Here is a 23,387-nt window from a genome sequence, read left to right on the forward strand (position 1 = left end):
GATACGCGCTACCGATTACTTGCGGGTGGCGCACATATACATGTTGATTTCCATGCCGACCGATACTTCGGCGATTTTTGGTGCCTTCCAGGCCATTTGTCGCTCCTTTTGCTACCGGACGGACTCCGCCCTCGCTTGTTAAGGTACTGCGGATCAAAAAGTTCGCCAGTTAAATCTTTTGCCTGGAACCCCATTTTGTTTATGCTGCGCCGCGAAGAAGAATTCACGGAGTTGTGCGGAGGGCCTTGGTCAAAACAGCGTGGGATCAAGCGTTTCGCGGTTGTTCGCACCACCGCGAATGGCAATTCTGAGTGCGACGGAGCGCTGCCGGCTCCGGATAAAGAAAACTTGTGAGACAGGGCCTACCGGTTGCGGGGCTCAAGGAGTCAGGTTTCCGCCGATGCCGCGATATTACTTCAACACCCGTATCGGCGATGAGCTGATTTCCGATCCCGACGGCGAAGTGCTCAGGGATCCCGACCGCGCTTGGGAAATGGCGCGTGCCATGATCCGGGAACTGCTCAAGACCGATGGCGCCGACGGTGTGCTTCTCAGTGCCACCATCGAAGTCACCGACGACGATGGCGAGATCGTGCTGGAGTTTCCGTTCGCCGAGGCGATTCTCGATGCGCCTGGCGGCCCCATCACCAGGCACTGACGGCGCGGGGAAGTCGATGGAACGCTTTGCATTGCCGTTCGTTTCGGCAGTGCAACTTGCGAGCGGTATTTTTCCAAATTGCGCACGTGCAGACAAATCTGGAGAGTGCCGCCGAGAGCCTCCGGCGCTGGCGTCATCTCGACCCGCGCGACGAGCCCGCGCGACGAGAAAGGCTCCGTCAGGGAGAACGCGCATGATGAACTACGTGTCGGTGCCGCGCAGCCTGTTGCTGTCCGGTGCCTTCTTGACTGCCTTCACGCTAAGCGCCGCTGCCCAGCAGTCCGCCGAACCGCCGCCGGCAGTCCAGCAGCCCTCTCCGGCGCCAGCCGCCGGCGCGCCGCCGCCCGCCGGTACTGCGGCCTCGCCCTCGCTTCCGCCGGGCTCGCCGCTGATCGGGCGTCCCGCGGGCAACGATGCCGCCGCCAAGTTGGCGCCGATTGCGCCGCCGCCGATCCCGGCCGCACCGGACAAATTGCCCACCGCAAGGCTCAAGGTGCCGGCCGGCTTCAACATCGAAGTTTATGCCGCCGGCATGGCGAATGCCCGCTCGCTCGCGCTCGGCGACAAGGGCACGGTGTTCGTCGGCAGCCGCCTTGTCGACAAGGTCTACGCCATCGTCAACAAGGACGGCAAACGCGAGGTCAAGGTGCTGGCTTCCGGCCTGTACCGGCCGAACGGCGTCGCCTTCAAGGACGGCACGCTCTACATCGCCGAACTGTCCAAGATCTCCAAGATCGAGAAGGTCGAAGACAATCTGGATAACCCGCCGAAGCCAACCGTGATCTTCGACAAACTGCCGAAGGATGAGGCCCATGGCTGGAAGTTCATCGCCATCGGTCCCGACAACAAGCTCTACGCTCCCGTCGGCCAGCCCGGCAACAACGTGCTCAACGATGACGAGCATGGCCTGATCCGCCGGATGAATCTCGACGGTTCGGGCGCGGAAGTAATCGCCCGGGGCGTGCGCCACACTGTCGGCTTCGACTGGCATCCGCAGACCAAGCAGCTCTACTTCACCGACAACGGCCGCGACTGGATGTCGGAAGACGTGCCCGAGGACGAGCTCAACCGCATCACCAAAGTCGGCGAACATTTCGGCGCGCCGTTCTGCCTGCAGGGCAACATCGTCGATCCCGAATTCGGCTGGGGTAAATCCTGCGACGAATACACCGCGCCGGTGGGTCTCCTGGGTCCACATTCCGCCGCGCTCGGCATGCGCTTCTACACCGGCAATATGTTCCCGAAAACCTACACGAACGTGGCGATCATCGCCCGGCACGGCTCCTGGAACCGCTCCAGGAAGGTCGGCGGCGACGTCGTCATCGCCAAGCTCAACAAGGACGGTACCATGAAGTCGATGGAGCCGTTTCTCACCGGCTTCCTCGAGGACAACAAATACATCGGCCGCCCGGTCGATGTGCTGCAGATGAAGGACGGCTCGCTCCTGGTCTCCGACGACTACAACGGCGCCGTCTATCGTATCACCCACGGCAAGCCGAAGACGGCGGGGAAGTAGATCGCGAACTCGCCTTTTGCCAATAGCAGTCATTCCGGGATGGTGCGTAAGCACCAGACCCGGAATCTCGGGGTTCTCAGGTGCGCAATTGCGCACCATGGTTCGATGCTTCGCATCGCCCCGGAACGACGAAATGCCGGGAATGGCCGATGCGTAGGACAATAGCTGCACTGGCATTTGCGTTGACTGCAACGTCCGTATCAGCCCAAACCATCGAACAACGCATCGCGCCGTGTCTCGCCTGCCACGGCGAAAACGGCCAATCCCAAACCGAAAACACGCCTTCGCTCGGTGCGCAGCACGCACCTTATTCGCTGATCCAGCTCTTCATGTTCCGCGAGAAGCTGCGCGTCTTCGAGCCGATGAACGAAATGGCGAAGCCGCTGGCCGACGACGACCTTCGCCTTTTCGCGGACTTCATCGCCAAGATGCCGAAGCCTGAGCCGCCAGGGGAAAATGGCGATCCAGCGCGCATGCAGCGCGGCCAGGCGCTGGTGCAACAGCACCGCTGCGATAGCTGCCACAATCCGGATTTGTCCGGCAAGGAGAACGTCCCGCGCATCGCCAACCAGCGCGAGTATTACCTCGCCAAGACACTGGCCGAGTACAAGGACAATAGCCGCCACGGCTATGACGCCAGCATGGCCGACGTGATGGCGCCGATCTCGCCAGGGCAGATTGCCGATCTCGCCTATTACATCGCCCATATGCGCTAAAACCGGCCGCGTCCCCGCTGGCATTGCACGGCGCCCGGCGCTACAAGGGCGGCAATCGGATGGAGTTTTTGCATGCAAGATCTATGGCGCCTGTCGGCTGCGGAAATGGCCTCGCTGATCAAGTCGAAGAAAGTCTCGGCAAAGGAGGCTGCGACCGCGGCACTGGCGCGGCTGGATGCGGTCAACCCCAAGATCAACGCCGTCATCGACCACAGGTCCGAAGACGTCCTGGCACAGGCTGCCGCCATCGATGCCGCGATCGCGCGCGGCGAAGATGCCGGTCCGCTGGGCGGCGTGCCTGTCACGGTGAAGGTCAATATCGACCAGCAAGGCTTTGCCACCACCAACGGGCTCAAGCTGCAGCGCGATGCCATCGCCAAGAGCAACAGCCCGGTGATCGACAATTTGCGTAAATCCGGCGCTGTCATTCTTGGGCGCACCAACTGTCCGGCGTTCTCCTATCGCTGGTTCACCACCAATCTCATCCATGGCGACACCAAGAATCCCCGCGACCCCGGCATCACGCCGGGCGGCTCGTCCGGCGGCGCGGGGGCTGCGGTCGCGGCCGGCATCGGGCATATCGCGCACGGCACCGACATTGCGGGATCGATCCGCTATCCGGCTTACGCCTGTGGCGTGCACGGGCTGCGGCCGACCATGGGACGCATCGCGGCGTTTAACGCGGCGCTGCCCGAACGGCCGATCGGGCCGCAGATCAGCGCGGTCTCCGGACCCCTAGCGCGCACCATCGGCGATATCAGGATCGCGCTGGCCGCGATGTCGGCGCGGGACTACCGCGATCCCTGGTGGGTGCCGGCGCCGCTCGAAGGACCCGCGATGCCGAAGCGCGTTGCGATGTGCATCAACCCTGGCGGCCTCGATCCCGTGCCCGAAGTGAGGGCTGCGGTGGCGGACGCCGGCAAGCGGCTTGAGCGCGCGGGCTGGATCGTCGAGGAGATCGCCGACACGCCGCCGCTGCGAGAGGCCGCCGATCTGCAGACAAAACTCTGGCTCGGCGACGGCTATGAGGCGCAGTTGGAGGCCGCCGAGCGCGAAGGCGATCCCGGCGCGCTGGCGTGCCTTCGCGGCAACCGCGCCAAGGTGCATCCTTTCGACCTGCCGAAAGCGCTGACCCGGCGCGCGACGCTGACGCGCGAATGGCTGGCGTTCTTCGAACAATATGCCGTGCTGCTGATGCCGGTTTCGGGCGAATTGCCGTTCCCAGATCAGCTCGACCGCAAGGACGAGGCGTCGTTTGCGCGCGTCTGGCATGCGCAATTGCCGCAGATCGCCATTCCCTTCATGGGCCTGCCCGGGCTAACGGTTTCGACCGGGCTGGTCGGACGCGTTCCCGTCGGCGTGCAACTGGTTTCCGGGCGCTACCGCGAAGACCTTTGTCTCGCCGCAGGCGAGGCGGTGGAAGCCGGCGGAACGCCTTCGGCAGCGATCGATCCTGCCGGCTAGAGCATGATCCCGAAAAGTGGGCATCGGTTTTCGGATAGGATCATGCTCCGGTAACAATCGAGAGGGTCATGCCAGGCGTTTATGATTTCACGGCGCAGTCGCTTGCCGGAGAAGACGTTCCGCTGAAGCGGTTTGAAGGTCAGGTGCTCCTGATCGTCAATACTGCGAGCGCCTGCGGGTTCACGCCGCAGTACAAGGGCCTGGAGCAACTGCATCGTGAACTGGCGCCGCGCGGCTTTGCGGTGCTCGGCTTTCCCTGCAATCAGTTCGGCGGGCAGGAGCCGGGCGACGCCAAACAGATCGAGCAATTCTGTGCGGGCAAGTATGACGTGACGTTTCCGATGTTCGCCAAGATCGATGTCAACGGCAGCCATGCGCATCCGTTGTTCAACCATCTGAAGAATGCGAAATCGGGACTGTTGGGTTCTTCGATCAAATGGAATTTCACCAAATTCCTGGTCGACCGCTCGGGCAGGGTGGTCGGGCGCTACGCGCCGACCGCGACGCCCGAGGGAATTAGAAGAGAAATCGAGGCACTGCTGTGAGCGAGACCAACAAAGCAATGAGCGACCAATTTCCCGACCGTCTCTCGGTCGATCCGAGCAGCCCGTACTACAACGCCGAGATCCTCGCGCGCGACGTCGGCATTCGCTTCAAGGGCGTGGAGAAAACCAATGTCGAGGAATATTGCATCAGCGAGGGCTGGGTGCGCGTCACCGCCGGCAATGCCAGGGATCGCCATGGCAATCCGTTGACGATCAAGGTGCACGGCCCGGTCGAGCCGTATTTCCGCGACAAGAAGTGAGGCTTTTTGTGCGCGGCTTTTGATGTCGTCATGGCCAGGCTTGTCCCGGCCATCCACGTCTTTGCCGCCGTAACAAAGAAGACGTGGATGCCCGGGACAAGCCCGCGCATGACGAGTAGATAGACCACCTTGGAAAGCCGAACCTCATGACCGTCCGCGTCGTCGACGTCTGCGAGATCACAAAACCGATCGCCTCGCCGATCCGCAACGCCTATATCGATTTCACCAAGATGACGACGAGCCTCGTCGCCGTCGTCACCGACGTCGTGCGCGACGGCAAGCGCGTCGTCGGCTACGGCTTCAATTCCAACGGCCGTTACGGGCAGGGCGGGCTGATCCGCGAACGCTTTGCGCCGCGGTTGAAGGAGGCCGATCCCAAGAGCCTGCTCGATGCGTCCGGTGACAATCTCAACCCCGACAAGGTCTGGGCGGCGATGATGTCGAACGAAAAGCCGGGCGGCCATGGCGAGCGCTCGGTCGCCGTCGGCACCATCGACATGGCGGTGTGGGACGCGGTGGCGAAGATCGCAGGAAAGCCACTGTTCAGATTGCTTGCCGAGCGCCATGGCCGAGAGGCCAATCCGCGCGTGTTCGTCTACGCCGCCGGCGGCTATTATTATCCCGGCAAAGATCTGTCGGCGCTGCGCGGCGAGATGCGCGGCTATCTCGACCGCGGCTACAACGTCGTCAAGATGAAGATCGGCGGAGCGCCGATCGCGGAAGACCGCGAGCGCATCGAGGCCGTGCTGAAGGAGATCGGCAAGGACGCGCAGCTCGCCGTCGATGCCAACGGCCGGTTCGATCTGGAAACTGCGATTGCCTACGCAAAGATGCTGCGGGAGTATCCGCTGTTCTGGTACGAGGAGGCGGGCGATCCCCTCGACTTCGCGCTGCAGGCCGCATTAGCCGAATTCTATCCCGCAGCCATGGCAACCGGCGAAAACCTGTTCAGCCATCAGGACGCGAAAAACCTGATCCGCTATGGCGGCATGCGGCCCGATCGCGACTGGCTGCAATTCGACTGCGCGCTGTCCTACGGCTTGTGCGAATACCAGCGCACGCTGGCAGTGCTGAAGACCCACGGCTGGTCGCCGAGCCGCTGCATTCCCCATGGCGGCCACCAGATGTCGCTCAACATCGCCGCCGGCCTCGGCCTCGGCGGCAACGAGAGCTATCCCGACCTGTTCCAGCCCTATGGCGGCTTCCCGGACGGCGTCCGTGTCGAGAACGGCCACATCACCATGCCCGACCTGCCCGGCATCGGATTCGAGGGGAAATCCGATCTCTACAGGGAGATGAGGGCGCTCACGGAGTGACGCACGTTGTCATCGTCCGCGAAGGCGGACGATCCAGTACGCCGCGGCCCTTCCATTCTGTCGCTGGCGCCAGCGGCTACTGGATGCCCGCCGGAGCCTGTCATCGGGCTCGCCGAAGGCGAGACCCGGTGGCGGGCATGACAGCAGGGGGTATGGGAGTCAGGCCTCGGACAACAGCCCCTTGTCGATCGCTGACTGCCTGTTCCTGAAAATCGCCATCGCCGTCTTCATCCGCAGGAATCCGAACTTTGCATACAACGGCTCGCGGCCGGCGACTGCATACAGGATGATCTTGGCGTGTCCTTGCGATTTGGCGAGCAGCCTTTCGATAAGCTGTTTTCCGAGACCTGTTCCCTGATGGCTCGGCAGAACCGCGACGTCGCAAAGATAGGCGCAGTCGCGCCCGTCAGCCAGAACCCGACCTGCGCCAACGAGGCGGCCGTTGTCGCGGGCAAAACAGCAGAACATGCTGTTGCCGAAGACGACCTCGAGATCGGCCGCGTTCTTGTTGCCGAGCGGGGCCGCGCGATACAGCGCCTCCAGCTCATGCCAGTCCACGCCCTCTCGGCTATCGCTCCAGTCGATCATCGCAGCATGGGTCCAAATGGGGTGTTGCGAAAGAAACGCCGCTCTACGACAGCCGCATATCCAGGAGCCGCCGTCCCTCGGTCTTGAGCAGTTTCTTCACCGCACTTGACGCTGCGATCTCGCCCTGATTGGCGTAGGCCTCGTGGTTCTTCTCGATGTCCTCGAGCCGGTAGAGGTAATTGACCATGATCCCGGCAGATTCCCGCAGGCCCTTGGGCGAGAGGTCGCCGAGCCAGTCGATCTTCTCCAGCCGCGCGCCGTTGCCGATGTGGAAGCGGGCCACGGAATCCACCAGCCGGCCCTTCGGTGTGCGGGCTTTCAGGAAATAGTGCGCCGCCAGCGGCTCCAGCACGGCGCGCAGTTGCGCGGTCAGTTCAGCATTCTCGAACCAGTCCGGCTTGTCGAGGGCCTCCAGCAGGGTCCGTTCCTCGTCGCTCACCGGAACATCGTCGGCCTGTTTTAGCCATTGCATGAAGCCCGGCACCGGCGACAGCGTGATGAACGTGTCGAGCTTCGGCAATTCGCGCCGCAACTCCTCGACCACCTGCTTGATCAGGAAGCTGCCGAAGGAAATGCCGCCAAGCCCTTTCTGCGTGTTCGAAATCGAATAGAACACCGCGGTGCGCGCGCGCTCGATCGGCACCGGCTGGCGCTCGGCGGCGAGCAGCGGCGCAATCGCGGTTGGAATCGTCTCTGTCAGCGCAACCTCGACGAAAATCAGCGGTTCGTCGTTGAGTTGCGGATGAAAGAAGGCGTAGCAACGCCGGTCGACGGGATCGATGCGGCGGCGCAAATCGTTCCAGTCGCGGATTTCGTGCACCGCTTCATAGCGAATGATCTGTTCCAGAATATTGGCCGGCGTCGACCAGTCTATCCTCCGCAGCACGAGAAATCCCCTGTTGAACCAAGAAGACAGCAAATGCACCACGTCGCGGTCGAGCGCGGCCAGATCCTTGTTGCCCTTCATCAGGGAAAGCAGGTCGGCGCGCATCGCCACCAGATCGCTGGTGCCGCCGGGCGCGCGGTTGAGGCGGCGGACCAATTCCTGCCGGCGCGGCTCGGAAGCGAAATGAAGGTCGCTGGCGTCGCTGTCATTCGGTTGGCTGCGCCAGTTCTCGATCGCCTGCGACAGCTTCTCGCGGTCGGGACCGAAGTTGCGCGCCAACGTTTCGAAGAAGGTGAGCCGGCCGGCGGCGTCGAGGTCGTGGTAGCGATCGAGCACGTCGCGCGCCATCGCGGTGCCGGACGCTTCGCCGCGGCCCGACAGCAGGGCTTCGCATAATTCGATCAGCCCGGCGGCGTCCTGGCCGTCGTCGGAAGGTCCCGCCCGCCGCAGCAGCGTGCGGCCGCGTTCTGATATCGTCGCGAGAAGATCGGAAAAAAAGGCATTGGCCATGTGGCGGGTCGAATCCAGCGGGGGTTTTGCGGAATCTTACATGGGATTTAGGTCGGTGCCGATCACAATCAAGAAGTCTAGTTCGTCATACCCCGCGCATGCGGGGTATCCAGTACGCCGCGGCCGTTTGGTTAATCATTGTCCCCCTGAATACCGGATTACCCGCTTCGCTGACAATGACGACAATACAATGTCATCGCCTCACTCCTTCCCGGCGAATTCCGTCGGCGTTTTTCCTGTAACTTGCCGGAAGGCATGGGAAAACGCCGGCACGCTGGCATAGCCCAAATCCGAGGCAAGCTGTTTGACCGAGACGCCGGCGTCCGTCGACAGCTTCTCGATCGCCGCCGCAATCCGGGCGCGCTGGCACCAGCTCTTGAAGCTCAATTGCGTCTCGGCCGAGAACAGCCGCGACAGCGTCCGCACCGAGGTGCCGACTTCGCGCGCCAGCGTCTCGATCTCATGGTCGCCGGTTGGATCCGTCAGCACGATGTCCGCGGCGCGCCGGCAGCGCGGCTCGCGCGGCAGCGGGATGAAGGTTGTGGAATCTTCCGCCTGGTCGAGCTCCATCATGGCCAGTCGCAGCAGAAGATCGGTTCGCTCGCGGTCGCCGCGATCGTCGAACAACGCGAGGATGGTCTGATGCAGGAGCGGCGACACCCGTACCACGAATTCCGCGTCCAGGCTATGGCTGCGCGCTTCGCGCTGCAGCCAGTCGAGTTCGAAATAGAGCGTGCGCATCTCGATATCGGCGAGCACGTCGATCGCATGCTCCGATAGCGCCGGCACCCACACCGCGCGGTCCGGCGGCACCAGCCAGCGGCCCTTCGGCGTCGTCACCTGCATTGTGCCCTTCGCCGCGTAGACGAGCTGCGCCTCGCGGTGCATGTGGGTGTCGAGTCGGACGCCCTTCTTGTAGCCGTTGGCGATCAAGTGGATGCCGTCGCCGGTCGAGATGCGGCGCCCGATAATGGCGGCAATTGGCTTTTCGGCGATATTCATTGGCGACATCCCGTCAGGACAACCCCGTATAACCCATTTCGGAAAATTGCGGGATTCGGGAATCGACCATGAACAGCCCCAACCGGGTGATCACTTTCGTCAACGCCGCCCACTTCATCGACCACTATTCGATGCTGATCTTCGCCGCCGCCGTCATCATCATGGGTCCGGCGCTCGGCATGGCCTATTCGGAACTATTGCCTTACGCCACCCCGGGCTTCGTCGCCTTCGGCGCGGGCTCGCTCGTCACCGGCTGGCTCGGCGATCGCTGGAGCCGGCGCCACATGATGGTGATATTCTTTCTGGGCATCGGCGCGTCGATGATTGCCGTCGGCTTCGTGCAGACGCCTTTACAACTCGGCGCGGCGCTGCTGGCGATTGGCCTGTTCGCCTCGATCTATCATCCGGTCGGCACCGCGATGATCGTGTCCTATGCCGACAGGCTCGGCCGCGAGATGGGCCTGAACGGCGTCTGGGGCAATCTCGGCGTGGCGTCCTCGGCGCTGGTCACCGGCATAATCGGGCAATATCTCGGCTGGCGCTGGGCCTTCATCGCGCCGGGCATCGTCACGATCCTGATCGGCGTAGCCTTTGCGCTGATGGTGGTGCACGAGGACCGAACCGGCACCAGGCAGGCCGCAGCACAGGCGCGAGTGGCGAAAGAAGACATGTGGCGGGTGTTTTTGGCGCTATTGATCGTGGTGATCGCGATATCCACCACGTTCAACGCCATCACCGTGGCGATGCCGAAACTGTTCGCCGAGCGGCTGGCCGGCTTGACCGACAGCCCGGCGTTGCTCGGGGGCATCGCGGCCGGCGTCTATGTGTTCGGCGCGATGACGCAATATACCATCGGCAAGTTGATCGACCATTATTCGCTGAAGACCGTGATGCTGCCGCTGTCGTTTCTGCTGGCGCCGTTCATGTACTTCGCGGCGACGCTATCGAACCTGCCGCTGATTATCGCCTCCATCGGCATCGTGATGGGTGCGTTTGGGCAGGTCACCGTCAACGACGCCATGGTTGGCAAGTACACCACCGAGGAATGGCGCTCGCGCGCCTATTCGGTGCGCTACTTCGTCGGCTTCACCGCGGCCGGCGCTTCCGTCGGCCTGGTGGCCTGGCTTTACGAGAAAGGCGGCTTCGTCACCATGCTGCAGGCGTTCGGCGCGCTGTGCCTCTTGGTGATCGTGGCGGCGATCATCCTGCCGCGGGAGATCAAGGTACCGGCGGCGCAAACCGCGCCGTGACACAACTAATCACTTGATCATGCAGCACTTTCCTTCATGGAAGGTGGGCACGAGGCCGGGCATGGCGAACGGAGGTACCGGTGCCTGCGACCCGCGACGATTTGTTGCGGCGCAATAGCTCCACTGTCCGGCCGTGAACTCAAACAGAACACTTGACCATCGCCACCCTCCTTGTGTGAGGTGAGCGCATGACCCGAATCCGGCTTTTCCTGTTCATAATTGGGATATCTGTGCCTTCGCTGGCGATGGCACAGACCATGAAATTCGAGGAGGCCGGGGCCATGCTCGCGGCGAGCTGCGGCAAGGACATCGACGACAATTGCCGCGGCGTCAATCTCGACGCGACGCGCCTCAAGGAATGCCTGGGCCGCAATCAGGACGTGGTGTCGGCGAAGTGCAAGACCGATTATCCCCAGGCCCTCGGCGCCATCCAGCAGCGCATTACCGCGCGCACCTCTCTTGTAAAACTGTGCAATTGGGAATTGAACAAGCTGTGCGGTGAGGTTCGGTACGATCCCGTCAAGGGTCTGCAATGTCTGCTGGAGTCCACCAAGAAGGCGACCCCGAACTGCAACAAGGCGATTAGCGCTGCGGGGTATCGCTGATGCAGTGGGTAAGGAAGCTGCGCGGCATCGGTCTCTTGCTGGGCGTCTCGGCTCTGTTTACCTTGTCGACGGTGCCGGCGCGCGCACAAACGGCGACGTCGACGGCAGACATCATCGAAAAGCTTGCCGTTGAAGCGGAGGCGGATCTTGATGTACCTGCCTTGCGCCAACAGGCGGCCGATCGCATCAAGGCAAGAGCGGATGCCCAGCCGCAGAAGCGACCGCCGATCGCGCCGCAATTGACGAAACTACCGCAGGTCCGTTTCGACGTCGTGTTCGACCAGGACTCTTCCCTGATCCGGCCGGCCTCCTACCAGACGATGGGCAGCATCGCCGACGCCCTGACCGATCCAAAATTGCGCCCCTATCGCTATCTGATCGTCGATCACGTCGAAGCTGCCGGGCGGCGCGACCACAATCTGATCCTGAGCCAGCGGCGCGCCGATTCGGTCCGGGACGTTCTCGTGAACACCTTCAAGGTGTCACCGAAACGGCTGCTGGCGCTTGGTCTCGGCGAAGAACAGTTGCAGGATACCAACCGTCCGGCGTCGCCGGCCAATGCGCGGGTCCAGATCATTGCGATCGGGAAGTTCGAACCGGCCGAGCCGGCAACGCCGGCTGCGGCTCCAAAAGGCGCGGCTGCGGCAAAAAAGAAGCGCTGATCATCATCCGTGAAGGGATGAATGCGACGCAAGCGATCGGCTGGGGAAGGAGCTCCCGATGCTCAATCAACTCTCTCCGGCAACGGCCGGTCTCCTGCTGGGATTGACAGTGATGATGACGATGCCTGCTGCAGCGGATGCCTTGAAAGATGAGATTGCGCCGACCGGGAAGCTGCGGGTGGCGATCGCGATCAGCCCGGCCGGCGGTGCGTTCTGGTCGACCAGGACCGAGACCGGCTATGCCGGCGTGCCGGTCGATCTCGGCAAGGCGATGGCGGAGCAACTCGGCGTTCCCGTCGAATATGTCGCGCACAACAATTCCGGACAGATCGTCGATGCGGCGTCGAAGGGCACCTGGGATGTTACCTTCCTGCCTAAGGATCCCGAGCGGGAGGGCAGGATGTCGTTCGGGCCAATTTACGAGGTCGCGGACGCGACCTACATCGTCAAGCCTGGCTCGACGATCACGAATTTTGCGACGCTCGATCAGCCCGGCGTCAAGGTCGCTGCCGTCAACAACACGACCACGATGCGCGGCGCGATCGCGCATTTGAAGAACGCCAAGGTGACCGGCTACCAGACCTACGACGAAATTTTCGGCCTACTCAAGAACGGCGAGATCGACGCGTTCGCGCTGTCGCGCGACCAGCTCAACGCGATGGCAAAGCAGATCCCCGGTACCCGCGTGCTGGAGGAGACATTCAAGCAAACGGTCACGGCGGTAGCGGTGCCGCCCAATCGCCCGCTATCGCTGGCGTTTGCGGTCAGGTTTCTGAATGAAGCGATCTCCAACGGCACGCTGCGCAAGGCCTACGACAACAACGGCCTGAAGGATCGGCCGGTGCGGACGCAGACGAAATAGGCCGTCATTGCAATGACGTGGACGTAGCGACGCAACACACCACCGTTATCCCCCGCGAAGGCGGGGATCCAGTACGCTGCGGCTTATCGGTTCAATCACTGTTGTCTCTGGAATAGTGGATCACCCGCCGGAGCCTGTCATCGGGTGCGCATTCGCGCGACGCGTCGGCGGGTGACGACAACGGAATATGACTTCGCGATCTCCCCGGCACCTTGTGCAAAGGCCGAATGGATCGCTCCGTGCTTCGCGCGCTCCAGAACGACGAGACACGGCGGTAGGCGCTAACATATGTGCAACTGCACAAATACAAGGCATCCGTTCCCGTCCGGGCACCGCGCGATAGGGCCATAACCACGTAGAACTACGCGCCTTTTTTGAGCCTGCCGCTCGATTTCGGGTTGGCACATCGATTGCTTAATCCTGTCTCAGTCAATGACGACTGCCGTCCGTTCGGAGTGCCAAGGCCAGCGTTGGCCGAAGGCGTTGGGATCAAGCGGCCTCGCGTGAGGCGCTTCGAGCAGTCTTCGGGACCACCTTACGATAGCTCGCGCATCCTAAGTCCCTGATCGGGCCTGACCTGCGTCATTCCGTGCCGTTCAAAGGCGGCGCGGGATTCATCGCGCACGAGGACGGCAAGATTCTTCACTTCATCGGTGCACGGCTGCGCAGCATCCGGCGCGCTTCAACGTTGTCTCGAAAGGGGGACTGGAATGGCCTATCTCGCGCCTTCGGAATTCGTGACCAAGATGGTCGACGCCGGAGAATCCAAGATCTTCATGTCGACGCGCGATACGGTCATCCGCGCCTACATGGCCGGTGCGATCCTCGCGCTCGCCGCGGCTTTTGCGATCACCATCAACGTGCAGACCGGCGTGCCGATCGTCGGCGCCGCGCTGTTTCCGGTCGGCTTCTGCATGCTCTATCTGCTCGGCTTCGATCTGCTCACCGGCGTGTTCGTGCTGGCGCCGCTGGCGCTGATCGACAAGCGTCCGGGCGTGACGCTCGGCGGCGTGCTGCGCAACTGGGGCCTTGTCTTCATCGGCAATTTCGCCGGCGCGTTCACGGTCGCCGTGATGATGGCGATCGTGTTCACCTTCGGCTGGTCGCAGCCCCCGGACAAGGTAGGCCAGGTGATCGGCACGATCGGCGAGAGCCGTACCGTCGGCTATGCCGACCACGGCGCGGCCGGCATGCTGACGCTGTTCGTTCGCGGCATGCTCTGCAACTGGATGGTCTCGGCCGGCGTCGTGGGTGCGATGATCTCCACGCACGTCAGCGGCAAGGTGATCGCGATGTGGATGCCGATCATGCTGTTCTTCTTCATGACCTTCGAGCATTCGATCGTGAACATGTTCCTGTTCCCGTCCGGCCTGCTGCTCGGCGGCAAGTTCACCTGGTGGGACTACATCTTCTGGAACGAGATTCCGACCGTGGTCGGCAACCTCGTCGGTGGTCTCGCTTTCACCGGCCTGACACTGTACGCCACTCACGTGAAGACCGGTCCGTCGCGCAGCGCGTCGGCTGCCGCATCTTCGCGGCCGTCTTCCCGCATTGCAGCTTGATCTTGGGACGAGGATGGGCCTCTCCTCGTAAGGGGAGAGGCCCAGCGTCGTGAAAGCCGGGAATGCCGCGCGAGCTGAAAATATCGGTCGGACAATTCTCCGATAAGGGCCTCAAGGAAACCAACCAGGATTTCCATGGCGTCCTGATCCCGGACGAGCCGCTGCTCAGCCTCAAGGGCATTTCCATCGTGCTGGCCGACGGCATCAGCACGAGCAAGGTCAGCCGGGTCGCCGCGGAATCCGCGGTGAAGGGGTTTTTGACCGACTATTACTGCACCTCGGAATCCTGGTCGGTGCGCACCTCGGCGCAGCGCGTGCTGGAGGCGACCAATTCCTGGCTGCATTCGCAGACGCGCAGCCAGTATGCCTATGACAAGGACCGCGGTTACGTCTGTACGCTCTCCGCCATGGTCATCAAATCGACCACGGCGCATCTCTTTCACATCGGCGATTCCCGCATCTATCGTCTCTCCGGCAACACGCTGGAGCAACTGACCAACGACCACCGTATCGTCATCTCCTCGCAGCAGAGCTATCTCGGCCGGGCGCTCGGCGTAAATCCGCAAATCGAGATCGACTACCAGATGCTGCGACTCGAGCCGGGCGACGTCTTTGTGCTCGCGACCGACGGCATCTATGAGCATCTCAGCGCCCGGCGCATCGCAAAGGCGGTGAACGAAGGCGGCGCCGATCTCGATGCGGCCGCCAAGGCGATTGTCGACCAGGCTTTTGAGGCTGGCAGCAAGGACAATCTCACCGTCCAGATCGTCCGCGTCGACGAAGTGCCCGATGGCGCTGCCAGCGAAGTGTTCGCGCAGCCGCATGAACTGCCGCTGCCGCCGCTTCTTGAGGCGCGGGCGGTGTTCGACGGCTACCGGATCGTCCGCGAGCTCCACGGCTCCAGCCGCAGCCACATCTATCTCGCCGTCGACATCGAAACCGACGCTGTCGTCACCATCAAGATTCCGTCGATCGATTTGCGCGACGATCCCGCCTACCTGAAGCGGTTCATGATGGAGGAGTGGGTGGCGCGGCGGATCGACAGCCCGCACGTGCTGAAACCCTGCCTGCTGCAGCGCAAACGCAACTTCCTCTATGTCACGACCGAATACATCGATGGGCAGACGCTGACGCAATGGATGATCGATAATCCAAAACCCAGCCTGGAAACCGTGCGCGGCATCGTCGAGCAGATCGCCAAGGGGCTGCGCGCCTTCCACCGCAAGGAGATGCTGCACCAGGACGTCAGGCCCGACAATATCATGATCGATGCTACGGGCACCGTGAAGATCATCGATTTCGGTTCGACGAGAATCACGGGCGTCGTCGAGGCCGAGCCATCCGGCATCCGCAATGACATTCTCGGCACCCAGCAATACACCGCGCCCGAATATTTCCTCGGCGAGCCGGCGACGACGCGCTCGGACCTGTTTTCACTCGGCGTCATCACCTACCAGATGCTGACCGGAAAGCTGCCCTACGGCGCGCAGATCGCAAAGGCGCGGACCAGATCGCAATTCAACAAGCTGGTCTACCGCCCGGCGTCGCATGGCGACCGCGAATTGCCGCAATGGATCGACGGCACGCTTGAAAAGGCGGTGCACCCCAATCCCCTCAAGCGCTACGACAGCTTTTCGGAATTCCTGTTCGACCTGCGCCATCCCAACGCGAACTACGTCAGCAATTCATCGACGCCGCTGATCGAGCGCAATCCGCTGTTGTTCTGGAAAAGCACGACCGTCGTGCTGGCGCTCGCGGTGATCGTGCTGCTGGCGATGCAGCACGGGATGCATCGCTGACGGCGCGGCGAGTTACTCTTGTCCCGGACGCGGTGCAGCGCAAAGCGCTGCTTCAAAGAGCCGGGACCCAGCGCTGGCGACATGGACCCCGGATTGGCAGCGCACCACGCCGCTAGCGCGGCGCGCTGCGCAGCATCCGGGGAACGAGGAGCCAACGGATCGCAATGACGGGGAGAGGGCGGTGCGCCCAACGTTCACGAATTCACATGCACGAAATCCCGCAGCAGCGGATAGATCTCGTTGTTCCAGCGCTTGCCGGAGAACACGCCGTAATGGCCGACGCCGGCCTGCATGTGGTGCACCTTGCGATAGGCGCGCACGCCGGTGCAGAGGTCTTGCGCGGCCAGCGTCTGGCCGATCGAGCAGATGTCGTCCTTTTCGCCCTCGACCGTCATCAGGCCCATGCGCCGGATCGCGGCCGGGCTCACCGGCCGGCCGCGATGCATCAGCTTGCCCTGCGGCAGCAGATGCTCCTGAAACACGTCGCGAACCGTTTCGATATAGAATTCCGCGGGCAGGTCCATCACGGCGAAATATTCGTCGTAGAAGGTTTTGATAACTTCCGCCTTCTCCTTCTCGCCCTTGGCCAGATGATTGGCGAGGTCGATGTGCTGCTTGATGTGGCGTTCCAGATTCATCGATACGAAGGCGGTGAGCTGCACGAAGCCGGGATAGACTTTTCGGAACGCGCCCTTGCACTGCACCGGAACGTAATTGATCAGGTTCTTTTCGAACCAGTTGATCGGCTTGCTCTTGGCGAATTCGTTGACCTTGGTCGGCTGGATCCGCGTATCGATCGGACCGGCCATCAGGATCAGCGTGGCCGGGCGGGCGGGGTGATTGTCCTCCGACATGATGGCTGCGGCGGCCAGCGCCGATACCGAGGGCTGGCAGATTGCCACCATGTGCGCGCGAGGGCCGATCTTGTCGAGGAATGTGATCAGATGATCGGTGTAATCCTCAAGCCCGAAGCGGCCGGCATAAAGCGGAATGTCGCGGGGGTTGTGCCAGTCGGTGATGTAGACGTCGTGATCCTGCAGCAGCGTCTTCACGGTGCCGCGCAATAGGGTGGCGAAGTGCCCGGACATCGGCGCCACCAGCAACAGCGGCGGCTGCTCAGGTGCGTTCTCCTTCTTGAAATGCAAGAGCGATCCGAACGGGGTGGCGAAGGTGACTTCCTCGGTCACCTCCAGCTCCTGATTGCCGACCAGTACCCTGTCGATGCCATAGGCCGGCCGGTGATAGGTGAGTGAGGAGCGCGAGATCAGTTCGAGCGAGGCGGCCAACCGGCCGAACAGTTTGTCGGAGACCCCCTGCGGCACCAGATTGAGATATTTCAGCGCTGCTGCCGCCCCGGTCCGCCATGGCGACGTCAGGTCCATGTGGTTCTGATAGGCTTGGTACATCATTGACATCATTCACATCAGCCCCCGTCCGGCGAGGCCATGCAATATCGACGCCAGAAACCGCGGCAGCCGCCTCTAAAACTGGCACGTGGCTTGCTGTACAATTGCCCGACGCACAGGCATTGGGCGGGCCGCGGTTGGCCGTCCTTGCCTGGGCAAAGGGGTTTTGGGGGTCGAGGGAAGGCCATATGGCGAAGACCACACTGACCATCTCCAGCAAGAACTACTCGTCCTGGTCGCTGCGCGGCTGGCTGCTGGCGAAATTCTCGGGGCTTGAGTTCGAGGAGGTCATCACGGCCCCCGACGATGCCTCCGCGCGGGCCGAAATCCTGCTGCTGTCGTCGTCGATCCTGGTGCCGTGCCTGCGCCATGAGGGCGCCACCATCTGGGATACGCTGGCGATCGCGGAATATCTCAACGAGGTCATGCCGGACGCCGGCCTGCTGCCGGCAGACCGCATCCGGCGCGCGCATTGCCGCTCGATTTGCGGCGAAATCCATTCGGGTTTCACTACGCTGCGCGCCTCGCTGCCGGTCAACCTGAAGGGCCATTTCCCGGGCTTCAAGATCTGGTCGCGCGCGCAGGCCGATATCGACCGGGTCTGCACCATCTGGCGCGAATGCCTCGCCGAGTCAGGCGGGCCGTTCCTGTTCGGCGAACGCACCATGGCGGATGCGATGTACGCGCCGGTCGTCACCCGTTTCATGACCTACGACGTCAAGCTCGACCCTGCCCTTGCGGCCTACGCCAAGACGATCATGGCGATGTCGGAGATGCAGGAATGGATCGAAGCCGCCATGGCCGAGCCCGCCGATATCGAAGAACTCGAGGTCGAATATTAGGCAGGCCCGGCGCAGCCTTGCCCGCATGAAGAGCTCAGGCAACGGGCAGGCCTTGCTCAAGCCAGCGCCGATCGTGACGGGTGTGCGGCCGGTCCTTTCGCCGCCTTTCGTGAGCCGCTGAAACCGGATTTCTGCCTCCGGCCAAGCGGTTCACTGCGCCGATGCCGGCCTGATCGCTGCAGTGCAGCGCGGCTGGCGCGGATTTCGCTTAGCAACATGCAGCCGTGAACGCGACGATGCGAGGCTGCCGAAAATTTGGACGCTCTCCGCACTTCGCGCGATCCCGCCAACGCGAACCGTGGAGGCTTCGATGAACAAGCAGGCAGTCGTCAGCAAATTCTCTCACGTCAAACCCGGCGATACCGAATACAAGGGCGGAGGTCTGCGCGACTTCTTCCTGTATCGCGATCTCGGCATCGCCGATGCGACCGGCGGGCAGGTGATCTGCCATCTGGTCAAGGCCAATCCCGATTTGCCGCCGGAAGAGGGTACCGGCTGGCATCGCCACGAATGCGAATTCCAGATCGTAATCATGACCAAGGGCTGGGCGCGCTTCATGTATGAGGACAAGTCGACCCTGGTGCAGGCCGGCGACGTCGTGCACCAACGGCCCGGCATCGCGCATTACCTGTACGACTACTCGGAGGACATGGAATACCTCGAGATCGTCAGCCCCGCCGACTTCAAGACCGTCGATGTGCCGCCTGCCGTCGACGAGGTGCCGGCGCCCACGCCCTGGAGGTAATCGCCATGTCGTCCCCCGAGGAATTAACCTTTGTCGTCGGCCGCTGGCTGCGGCCAATGGTTGTGGTGCTTTATGTGGTGCGCCTCGCGGGATGGCGCCCGACATCTAGCCGTGAACAGGGGAGTACGGCGCCACATCAGTGATTCGGGCGCGGTTCGTTCCATCGCTGTTCCGAACCTTAAAGGTCGGCGCGCGTCCGTCGCATTTTGACGCAATCTGTGACGGTCAAGGCCTGTCTGCTGCGCTTTCCGATCTTGGCCGCGGCAGCCGCCAGCCGACCACCGTCGCCTCGACCATGCCGCCGGTCCTGTCATTGCGCCATTGGCCGTCGATCCAGCGGCAGGCGAAGGGCAGTTGATAGGTTCCGCTGTGATCTTCACAAAGAACTTCCACCGGCAGGTTCGGCGGCGGGTCCCCATTGCCATCGAACTGCGCCAGTCGTTTTTCACGCGTTGCCATACAATCAATCTCCACTGCCGCAGCCGCAAACACACCGGTTTGAGGTGCGGCGAAATCCATCCACTGTTAACGGGATGAAGCACAACGCCTGAATGAGGTATCAGTATGGTATCTCTGGGGACGGGGCCCTGCTTCGCGCAAATTGCCGTGATAGACGTTCCCTGCGTGAGATGCTTTTGAACGAGGATTTTGATGATTGCTCCGACGCCCAGGATCACGATCGTCGCCATCGCGCTGCTGATGGCTTTGTTGCCAGCGTCCGTCCACGCGCAGGACGTTCCCGGCATCGAGATCTGCACCGTCGAAAAGACGATGGAGCGGCGCACCTCTTGCCTGCAGAGCAATGTCGACTTCCTGCAGAAGACGATCACAAAACTCACTACTGACCATCAGCAGAAGCTGGATGCCGCCAACCGGCAGATCGAGGCGCTGAAGAACGCGGTCATCGGCTTGCAGAAGCTCGTCGGCGAGTTGCAGACGGCGCAAAACAAGGCGGCGGAAGACGCGAAGAAGGCCGCGGCGCCTGCCGCGAAGGATGCCGCGCCGGCGACGAAAGAAGGCGCGAAGTGACTACCGCGCTGTGATCATGACACCCGATACTGTTCCATGATCGCGCGGTCGGGCTCGTAACCGAGTCCCGGTCCCTGCGGCACCTCCACGTCGCCATTGGCATCGACATCGACGCGTCCACGCCAGAGGCAGGCGGCGCGTTTCATGGAGAACACCTCGACGAAGGTTGCGTCGTCGCGCAGCGACATCAGTTGCAGCGTCGCCAGGAAGCCCGGCCCGAAATACGGTGAATGCGGCGCAAGCCGGACGCCGAATTCGTCGGCGAGCGCGGCGACTTTCAGATACTCGGTAATGCCGCCAACCTTGATGACGGAGGGTTGCGCATGACTCACCGCGCCCACCTTCAGCATCTGCCTGAATTGATGAACCGTGCACGCATTCTCTCCGGCCGCAACATTGAGCCCGCCTTTGGTCCGCACTTCGGCCAGCGTTGCGAAATCTTCCGGCGGCCAGACCGGCTCCTCGAGGAACATCGGCGTGGCGTCGCGGCACGAATGCGCAAACGCAATTGCATCCTCGCCATTCAGCGGACAGTTCAAGTCGACCATCAGCGGAATGCCGGCGCCGATCGCTTCGCGCGCGGCAAATACTGCGGGCGTTGTGGTTTCATGGAGTTTGATCGCCTTGTAGCCCCGCCGCAGCGCGGTCTCGCACTCGCGTGCAATCAGCTCTGGCTTCCCGATGCGCAGCAGGCTCGCATAGGCGGGAATTCGCGTGCGCCTGGCCTCGCCGATCAGGCGGTGCAACGGCACGCCGTTCGCTTTGGCGGCGAGGTCCCACAGCGCAATATCCAGCGCCGATATCGCAAACATCGTAATGCCATAGCGGCCGAACAGATGCAGGTTGCGCTGGATCTGTTCCATGAAGGCCGGGATTCCGGCCGCGTCCGGGACTTGCTGTCCCTGCGCTTGCGGCGCGATCATTTCCTCGATGGCGGTGTAACTGCTTCGCGGGCAGACATAGGCAAAGGCATCGCCCCAGCCGGTGAGGCCGGCGTCGGTCGAAACTTCCACCATGACGATTTCCAGCGCCGAGATGGCGGACGCGCCTTGCTTGAAACTAGCCACCCCGGCGTCATAGGGAATCCGGATGTGGTGGGCCCGAACCTTCGTGATGAGCATGGCACCCTCCCAAGGCGTTCCCTACCTTGTCAGTGGCACGATCGAAGAGCAAGGACTGTCAAATGAAGCGCGGCGCAACCGCCGATAATACCAACGCTTCGCATGAGAGCTGTCCATCATGAACCCAGCCCAGAAAGCGCTCTGGTACATCGAAAGCCATCTCGCCGAAGCGCTGACGCTCGACGACATCGCCGGTATCGCCGGTGTTTCGCGTTTCCATTTGGTGCGGGCGTTTGCCGCTGCGACCGGCATTTCGGTCATGCGTTATGTGCGCGCCCGCAGGCTGACCAAGGCCGCGCACGCGCTGGCCGCCGGCGCGCCCGACATTCTCAGCCTCGCGCTGGATGCGGACTACAGCTCTCACGAAGCTTTCACCCGCGCGTTCCGCGACCATTTCGGCACAACGCCCGAAGCGGTCCGCGCCGCAACGTGCCTCGACCATCTCAAGCTTCAGGAGCCAATCGTCATGGACTCAACCCTGCTCGACAATCTCAAGCCCCCGCGTTTCGAAACCAGCAAGCCGCTGCTCATCGCCGGCATCAGCGAACGCTGCACGCACGAGAACGGCGGCGCCGGCATTCCGAACCAGTGGCAGAAGTTTCACCAGACCGTCGACGACATCCCGGATCGGGTCGGAAAGGTGGCCTATGGCGTCTGCTGCAATGGCGACGATTCCAGCTTCGACTACATCGCCGGCGTCGAGGTCGCCGACTTCTCCGACTTGCCCCGCGAATTCGCCCGCGTGCGGATTCCGGAGCAGAAATATGCGGTGTTCACCCACTCGGAGCACATCTCGACCATTCGCCGCACCGTCAACACGATCTGGAATCACTGGCTGCCGGCATCCGGCATGAAGGCAGCAGACGCGCCGAGCTTCGAGCGCTACGACGAGAATTTCGATCCCGCCACCGGCAATGGCGGGCTGGAGATCTGGATTCCAGTCAAGGAGTAGCATCTCCGCAATGCTGCCCTGCGCCGCTTCATTGCCCGTGATTGCTTGGCAAGCCAAACCGACTTTGCCATAACAGCCGCAACGAATTGTTGCGCGTGCGGGGGCCGAGCCAAAATCCGCCTGCAGCCAAGAGCCAGCCGGGAGGATTCATGGCCGATATCCGCGTTCTCGCCACCGACCTGGAGTTTCCGGAAGGCCCCGTCGTGATGCCTGACGGCTCGGTGGTGCTGGTCGAAATCCGGGGCAAGCGGCTGACGCGAGTCTATCCAGATGGCCGCAAGGAGGTCGTCGCGCAAATTCCCGGCGGCCCGAACGGCGCGGCGCTCGGCCCCGACGGCAAGATGTACGTCTGCAATAATGGCGGCTTTAGCTGGGTTCCGACCGGCAAGATGATCATGCCGGGGCCGCAGCCGGATGATTATCTCGGCGGATCGATCCAGCGCGTGGATCTGCAGAACGGCAAGGTCGAGACCGTCGTCGACAAATGCGGTGAGCATGCGCTGCGGGGGCCGAACGACCTGGTGTTCGACAAGCAGGGCGGCCTCTGGTTCTCCGATCTCGGCAAGCGCCGCGCCCGCGAGATGGATGTCGGGGCGTTCTATTATGTCAAGCCGGGCATGACGGAGATCGTCGAGGCCGTGCACGGTGTGCTGCCCGCCAACGGCATCGGCCTGTCGCCGGACGAAAAGACCGTCTACATCGCGGAGACGCCCACGGCGCGGCTGTGGGCCTATGAAGTCTCCGAGCCGGGCACCATCAAGCCGCGCGACGTGATCTATCGCGGCGAGCGCGGCAAGCCGATCGCGGGGCTGGGCGGCTACCAGATGTTCGATTCAATGGCGGTGGAAGCAAACGGCAATGTCTGCGTCGCGACGCTGGTGTCGGGCTGCATCTCGGTGATCGCGCCTGACGGCACCCTCGTCGAGCAGGTGCCGACCGGCGACCGTGTCACCACCAATATCGCGTTCGGCGGCCCGGAACTGAAGACGGCGTACATCACGCTGTCCGGCAGGGGCGAGTTGATTGCGATGGATTGGGCGCGGCCGGGCTTGGCACTGAATTTCTTGAACAAGTGACGATTGCGCGACAGC

25 protein-coding genes are annotated in these 23,387 nt (G+C 62.5%); 18 read left to right on the plus strand and 7 right to left on the minus strand.

What is annotated here, in order from left to right:
* Nucleotides 1–15 precede the first annotated feature (15 nt).
* Entirely contained in the window at nt 16–96 is an 81-nt protein-coding gene (gene pqqA / locus LMTR13_RS38715; RefSeq protein WP_082637312.1) for a pyrroloquinoline quinone precursor peptide PqqA, read from the minus strand.
* A 304-nt stretch (nt 97–400) separates the two neighbouring features.
* On the opposite strand from pqqA, the gene LMTR13_RS06735 reads away from it, so the two are divergent.
* The 7 genes from LMTR13_RS06735 (at nt 401) to LMTR13_RS06765 (ending at nt 6,475) form a co-directional block, all read left to right on the plus strand.
* Complete coding sequence (locus tag LMTR13_RS06735) at nt 401–658, plus strand: DUF6894 family protein (protein WP_065727206.1); 258 nt, start codon at nt 401–403, stop codon at nt 656–658.
* A gap of 193 nt (nt 659–851) precedes the next feature.
* Nucleotides 852–2,174 carry a PQQ-dependent sugar dehydrogenase gene (locus LMTR13_RS06740; protein ID WP_418219755.1) on the plus strand — a complete coding sequence of 441 codons (1,323 nt, stop codon included), beginning with the start codon at nt 852–854 and terminating at the stop codon, nt 2,172–2,174.
* Between the two features lie 149 nt (nt 2,175–2,323).
* Nucleotides 2,324–2,890, plus strand: coding sequence for a c-type cytochrome (locus tag LMTR13_RS06745; RefSeq protein WP_065727207.1), 567 nt, complete (start codon nt 2,324–2,326; stop codon nt 2,888–2,890).
* Between the two features lie 72 nt (nt 2,891–2,962).
* Complete coding sequence (locus LMTR13_RS06750; RefSeq protein ID WP_065727208.1) at nt 2,963–4,354, plus strand: amidase family protein; 1,392 nt, start codon at nt 2,963–2,965, stop codon at nt 4,352–4,354.
* A gap of 68 nt (nt 4,355–4,422) precedes the next feature.
* Nucleotides 4,423–4,899, plus strand: coding sequence for a glutathione peroxidase (locus LMTR13_RS06755; RefSeq protein WP_065727209.1), 477 nt, complete (start codon nt 4,423–4,425; stop codon nt 4,897–4,899).
* Between the two features lie 17 nt (nt 4,900–4,916).
* The gene (locus LMTR13_RS06760) at nt 4,917–5,159 is read left to right on the plus strand and encodes a DUF3297 family protein (protein ID WP_065732484.1); all 243 of its coding nucleotides are present in this window, start codon (nt 4,917–4,919) and stop codon (nt 5,157–5,159) included.
* A 146-nt stretch (nt 5,160–5,305) separates the two neighbouring features.
* The gene (locus tag LMTR13_RS06765; protein WP_065727210.1) at nt 5,306–6,475 is read left to right on the plus strand and encodes a mandelate racemase/muconate lactonizing enzyme family protein; all 1,170 of its coding nucleotides are present in this window, start codon (nt 5,306–5,308) and stop codon (nt 6,473–6,475) included.
* A 159-nt stretch (nt 6,476–6,634) separates the two neighbouring features.
* On the opposite strand, the gene LMTR13_RS06770 is transcribed toward LMTR13_RS06765, so the two are convergent.
* From LMTR13_RS06770 to LMTR13_RS06780, 3 genes are all read right to left on the minus strand, one after another.
* Nucleotides 6,635–7,033, minus strand: a complete 399-nt coding sequence (locus LMTR13_RS06770) for a GNAT family N-acetyltransferase (protein WP_236843295.1) — start codon at nt 7,031–7,033, stop codon at nt 6,635–6,637.
* Nucleotides 7,034–7,106: 73 nt separating this feature from the next.
* Nucleotides 7,107–8,459, minus strand: coding sequence for a malonyl-CoA decarboxylase (locus LMTR13_RS06775; protein ID WP_065727212.1), 1,353 nt, complete (start codon nt 8,457–8,459; stop codon nt 7,107–7,109).
* 201 nt (nt 8,460–8,660) lie between these two features.
* Entirely contained in the window at nt 8,661–9,461 is an 801-nt protein-coding gene (locus LMTR13_RS06780; RefSeq protein WP_065732485.1) for an AraC family transcriptional regulator, read from the minus strand.
* Between the two features lie 68 nt (nt 9,462–9,529).
* On the opposite strand from LMTR13_RS06780, the gene LMTR13_RS06785 reads away from it, so the two are divergent.
* From LMTR13_RS06785 to LMTR13_RS06810, 6 genes are all read left to right on the plus strand, one after another.
* Complete coding sequence (locus tag LMTR13_RS06785) at nt 9,530–10,711, plus strand: MFS transporter (protein WP_065727213.1); 1,182 nt, start codon at nt 9,530–9,532, stop codon at nt 10,709–10,711.
* A 188-nt stretch (nt 10,712–10,899) separates the two neighbouring features.
* On the plus strand, nt 10,900–11,316 hold the full coding sequence (locus LMTR13_RS06790) for a hypothetical protein (RefSeq protein ID WP_065727214.1): 417 nt from the start codon (nt 10,900–10,902) through the stop codon (nt 11,314–11,316).
* Nucleotides 11,316–11,978 (plus strand): OmpA family protein, encoded by a 663-nt coding sequence (locus LMTR13_RS06795; RefSeq protein ID WP_065727215.1) that lies wholly within the window; start codon nt 11,316–11,318, stop codon nt 11,976–11,978. Before LMTR13_RS06790 ends, LMTR13_RS06795 begins: the two co-directional genes overlap by 1 nt.
* Nucleotides 11,979–12,093: 115 nt before the next feature.
* Nucleotides 12,094–12,840: a transporter substrate-binding domain-containing protein gene (locus tag LMTR13_RS06800; RefSeq protein ID WP_236843446.1), complete on the plus strand. Its 747-nt coding sequence runs from the start codon at nt 12,094–12,096 to the stop codon at nt 12,838–12,840.
* 710 nt (nt 12,841–13,550) lie between these two features.
* Complete coding sequence (locus LMTR13_RS06805; protein ID WP_065727217.1) at nt 13,551–14,402, plus strand: formate/nitrite transporter family protein; 852 nt, start codon at nt 13,551–13,553, stop codon at nt 14,400–14,402.
* A gap of 62 nt (nt 14,403–14,464) precedes the next feature.
* Nucleotides 14,465–16,201, plus strand: coding sequence for a bifunctional protein-serine/threonine kinase/phosphatase (locus LMTR13_RS06810; protein ID WP_065727218.1), 1,737 nt, complete (start codon nt 14,465–14,467; stop codon nt 16,199–16,201).
* Between the two features lie 194 nt (nt 16,202–16,395).
* Here LMTR13_RS06810 and LMTR13_RS06815 read toward each other — a convergent pair whose 3' ends face one another.
* Nucleotides 16,396–17,619, minus strand: a complete 1,224-nt coding sequence (locus LMTR13_RS06815; protein WP_156795461.1) for a polyhydroxyalkanoate depolymerase — start codon at nt 17,617–17,619, stop codon at nt 16,396–16,398.
* A gap of 176 nt (nt 17,620–17,795) precedes the next feature.
* On the opposite strand from LMTR13_RS06815, the gene LMTR13_RS06820 reads away from it, so the two are divergent.
* Nucleotides 17,796–18,449, plus strand: a complete 654-nt coding sequence (locus LMTR13_RS06820) for a glutathione S-transferase family protein (RefSeq protein WP_065727219.1) — start codon at nt 17,796–17,798, stop codon at nt 18,447–18,449.
* Between the two features lie 310 nt (nt 18,450–18,759).
* Nucleotides 18,760–19,194, plus strand: a complete 435-nt coding sequence (locus LMTR13_RS06825) for a cupin domain-containing protein (RefSeq protein WP_065727220.1) — start codon at nt 18,760–18,762, stop codon at nt 19,192–19,194.
* A 225-nt stretch (nt 19,195–19,419) separates the two neighbouring features.
* On the opposite strand, the gene LMTR13_RS06830 is transcribed toward LMTR13_RS06825, so the two are convergent.
* Nucleotides 19,420–19,653 carry a hypothetical protein gene (locus LMTR13_RS06830; protein WP_065727221.1) on the minus strand — a complete coding sequence of 78 codons (234 nt, stop codon included), beginning with the start codon at nt 19,651–19,653 and terminating at the stop codon, nt 19,420–19,422.
* Nucleotides 19,654–19,845: 192 nt separating this feature from the next.
* Between LMTR13_RS06830 and LMTR13_RS06835 the strand changes: the two genes are divergently transcribed.
* Nucleotides 19,846–20,223 carry a hypothetical protein gene (locus tag LMTR13_RS06835; RefSeq protein ID WP_065727222.1) on the plus strand — a complete coding sequence of 126 codons (378 nt, stop codon included), beginning with the start codon at nt 19,846–19,848 and terminating at the stop codon, nt 20,221–20,223.
* A gap of 14 nt (nt 20,224–20,237) precedes the next feature.
* Here LMTR13_RS06835 and LMTR13_RS06840 read toward each other — a convergent pair whose 3' ends face one another.
* A complete protein-coding gene (locus LMTR13_RS06840) occupies nt 20,238–21,344 on the minus strand; it encodes a mandelate racemase/muconate lactonizing enzyme family protein (RefSeq protein ID WP_065727223.1) in 1,107 nt (368 codons plus the stop codon).
* A gap of 118 nt (nt 21,345–21,462) precedes the next feature.
* Between LMTR13_RS06840 and LMTR13_RS06845 the strand changes: the two genes are divergently transcribed.
* Together LMTR13_RS06845 and LMTR13_RS06850 are read left to right on the plus strand one after the other, a co-directional pair.
* Nucleotides 21,463–22,296, plus strand: a complete 834-nt coding sequence (locus LMTR13_RS06845; protein WP_065727224.1) for an AraC family transcriptional regulator — start codon at nt 21,463–21,465, stop codon at nt 22,294–22,296.
* A 149-nt stretch (nt 22,297–22,445) separates the two neighbouring features.
* Nucleotides 22,446–23,372: an SMP-30/gluconolactonase/LRE family protein gene (locus LMTR13_RS06850; protein WP_065727225.1), complete on the plus strand. Its 927-nt coding sequence runs from the start codon at nt 22,446–22,448 to the stop codon at nt 23,370–23,372.
* Nucleotides 23,373–23,387 lie beyond the last annotated feature (15 nt).

This window comes from Bradyrhizobium icense (genome assembly GCF_001693385.1).
GTDB lineage: Bacteria > Pseudomonadota > Alphaproteobacteria > Rhizobiales > Xanthobacteraceae > Bradyrhizobium > Bradyrhizobium icense.

Excerpts from the sequence above, each read along its gene's own strand:
- LMTR13_RS06745 (WP_065727207.1), top strand. The coding sequence starts at position 2,324 with ATGCGTAGGACAATAGCTGCACTGGCATTTGCGTTGACTGCAACGTCC.
- LMTR13_RS06850 (WP_065727225.1), top strand. The coding sequence starts at position 22,446 with ATGGCCGATATCCGCGTTCTCGCCACCGACCTGGAGTTTCCGGAAGGC.
- LMTR13_RS06840 (WP_065727223.1), bottom strand. The coding sequence starts at position 21,344 with ATGCTCATCACGAAGGTTCGGGCCCACCACATCCGGATTCCCTATGAC.
- LMTR13_RS06800 (WP_236843446.1), top strand. The coding sequence starts at position 12,094 with ATGACGATGCCTGCTGCAGCGGATGCCTTGAAAGATGAGATTGCGCCG.
- LMTR13_RS06780 (WP_065732485.1), bottom strand. The coding sequence starts at position 9,461 with ATGAATATCGCCGAAAAGCCAATTGCCGCCATTATCGGGCGCCGCATC.
- LMTR13_RS06785 (WP_065727213.1), top strand. The coding sequence starts at position 9,530 with ATGAACAGCCCCAACCGGGTGATCACTTTCGTCAACGCCGCCCACTTC.
- LMTR13_RS06735 (WP_065727206.1), top strand. The coding sequence starts at position 401 with ATGCCGCGATATTACTTCAACACCCGTATCGGCGATGAGCTGATTTCC.
- LMTR13_RS06740 (WP_418219755.1), top strand. The coding sequence starts at position 852 with ATGATGAACTACGTGTCGGTGCCGCGCAGCCTGTTGCTGTCCGGTGCC.
- LMTR13_RS06820 (WP_065727219.1), top strand. The coding sequence starts at position 17,796 with ATGGCGAAGACCACACTGACCATCTCCAGCAAGAACTACTCGTCCTGG.
- LMTR13_RS06765 (WP_065727210.1), top strand. The coding sequence starts at position 5,306 with ATGACCGTCCGCGTCGTCGACGTCTGCGAGATCACAAAACCGATCGCC.
- LMTR13_RS06760 (WP_065732484.1), top strand. The coding sequence starts at position 4,917 with ATGAGCGACCAATTTCCCGACCGTCTCTCGGTCGATCCGAGCAGCCCG.
- LMTR13_RS06795 (WP_065727215.1), top strand. The coding sequence starts at position 11,316 with ATGCAGTGGGTAAGGAAGCTGCGCGGCATCGGTCTCTTGCTGGGCGTC.
- LMTR13_RS06815 (WP_156795461.1), bottom strand. The coding sequence starts at position 17,619 with ATGATGTCAATGATGTACCAAGCCTATCAGAACCACATGGACCTGACG.
- LMTR13_RS06845 (WP_065727224.1), top strand. The coding sequence starts at position 21,463 with ATGAACCCAGCCCAGAAAGCGCTCTGGTACATCGAAAGCCATCTCGCC.
- LMTR13_RS06775 (WP_065727212.1), bottom strand. The coding sequence starts at position 8,459 with ATGGCCAATGCCTTTTTTTCCGATCTTCTCGCGACGATATCAGAACGC.
- LMTR13_RS06805 (WP_065727217.1), top strand. The coding sequence starts at position 13,551 with ATGGCCTATCTCGCGCCTTCGGAATTCGTGACCAAGATGGTCGACGCC.
- LMTR13_RS06835 (WP_065727222.1), top strand. The coding sequence starts at position 19,846 with ATGATTGCTCCGACGCCCAGGATCACGATCGTCGCCATCGCGCTGCTG.
- LMTR13_RS06755 (WP_065727209.1), top strand. The coding sequence starts at position 4,423 with ATGCCAGGCGTTTATGATTTCACGGCGCAGTCGCTTGCCGGAGAAGAC.
- LMTR13_RS06790 (WP_065727214.1), top strand. The coding sequence starts at position 10,900 with ATGACCCGAATCCGGCTTTTCCTGTTCATAATTGGGATATCTGTGCCT.
- LMTR13_RS06810 (WP_065727218.1), top strand. The coding sequence starts at position 14,465 with ATGCCGCGCGAGCTGAAAATATCGGTCGGACAATTCTCCGATAAGGGC.
- LMTR13_RS06825 (WP_065727220.1), top strand. The coding sequence starts at position 18,760 with ATGAACAAGCAGGCAGTCGTCAGCAAATTCTCTCACGTCAAACCCGGC.
- LMTR13_RS06750 (WP_065727208.1), top strand. The coding sequence starts at position 2,963 with ATGCAAGATCTATGGCGCCTGTCGGCTGCGGAAATGGCCTCGCTGATC.
- pqqA (WP_082637312.1), bottom strand. The coding sequence starts at position 96 with ATGGCCTGGAAGGCACCAAAAATCGCCGAAGTATCGGTCGGCATGGAA.
- LMTR13_RS06830 (WP_065727221.1), bottom strand. The coding sequence starts at position 19,653 with ATGGCAACGCGTGAAAAACGACTGGCGCAGTTCGATGGCAATGGGGAC.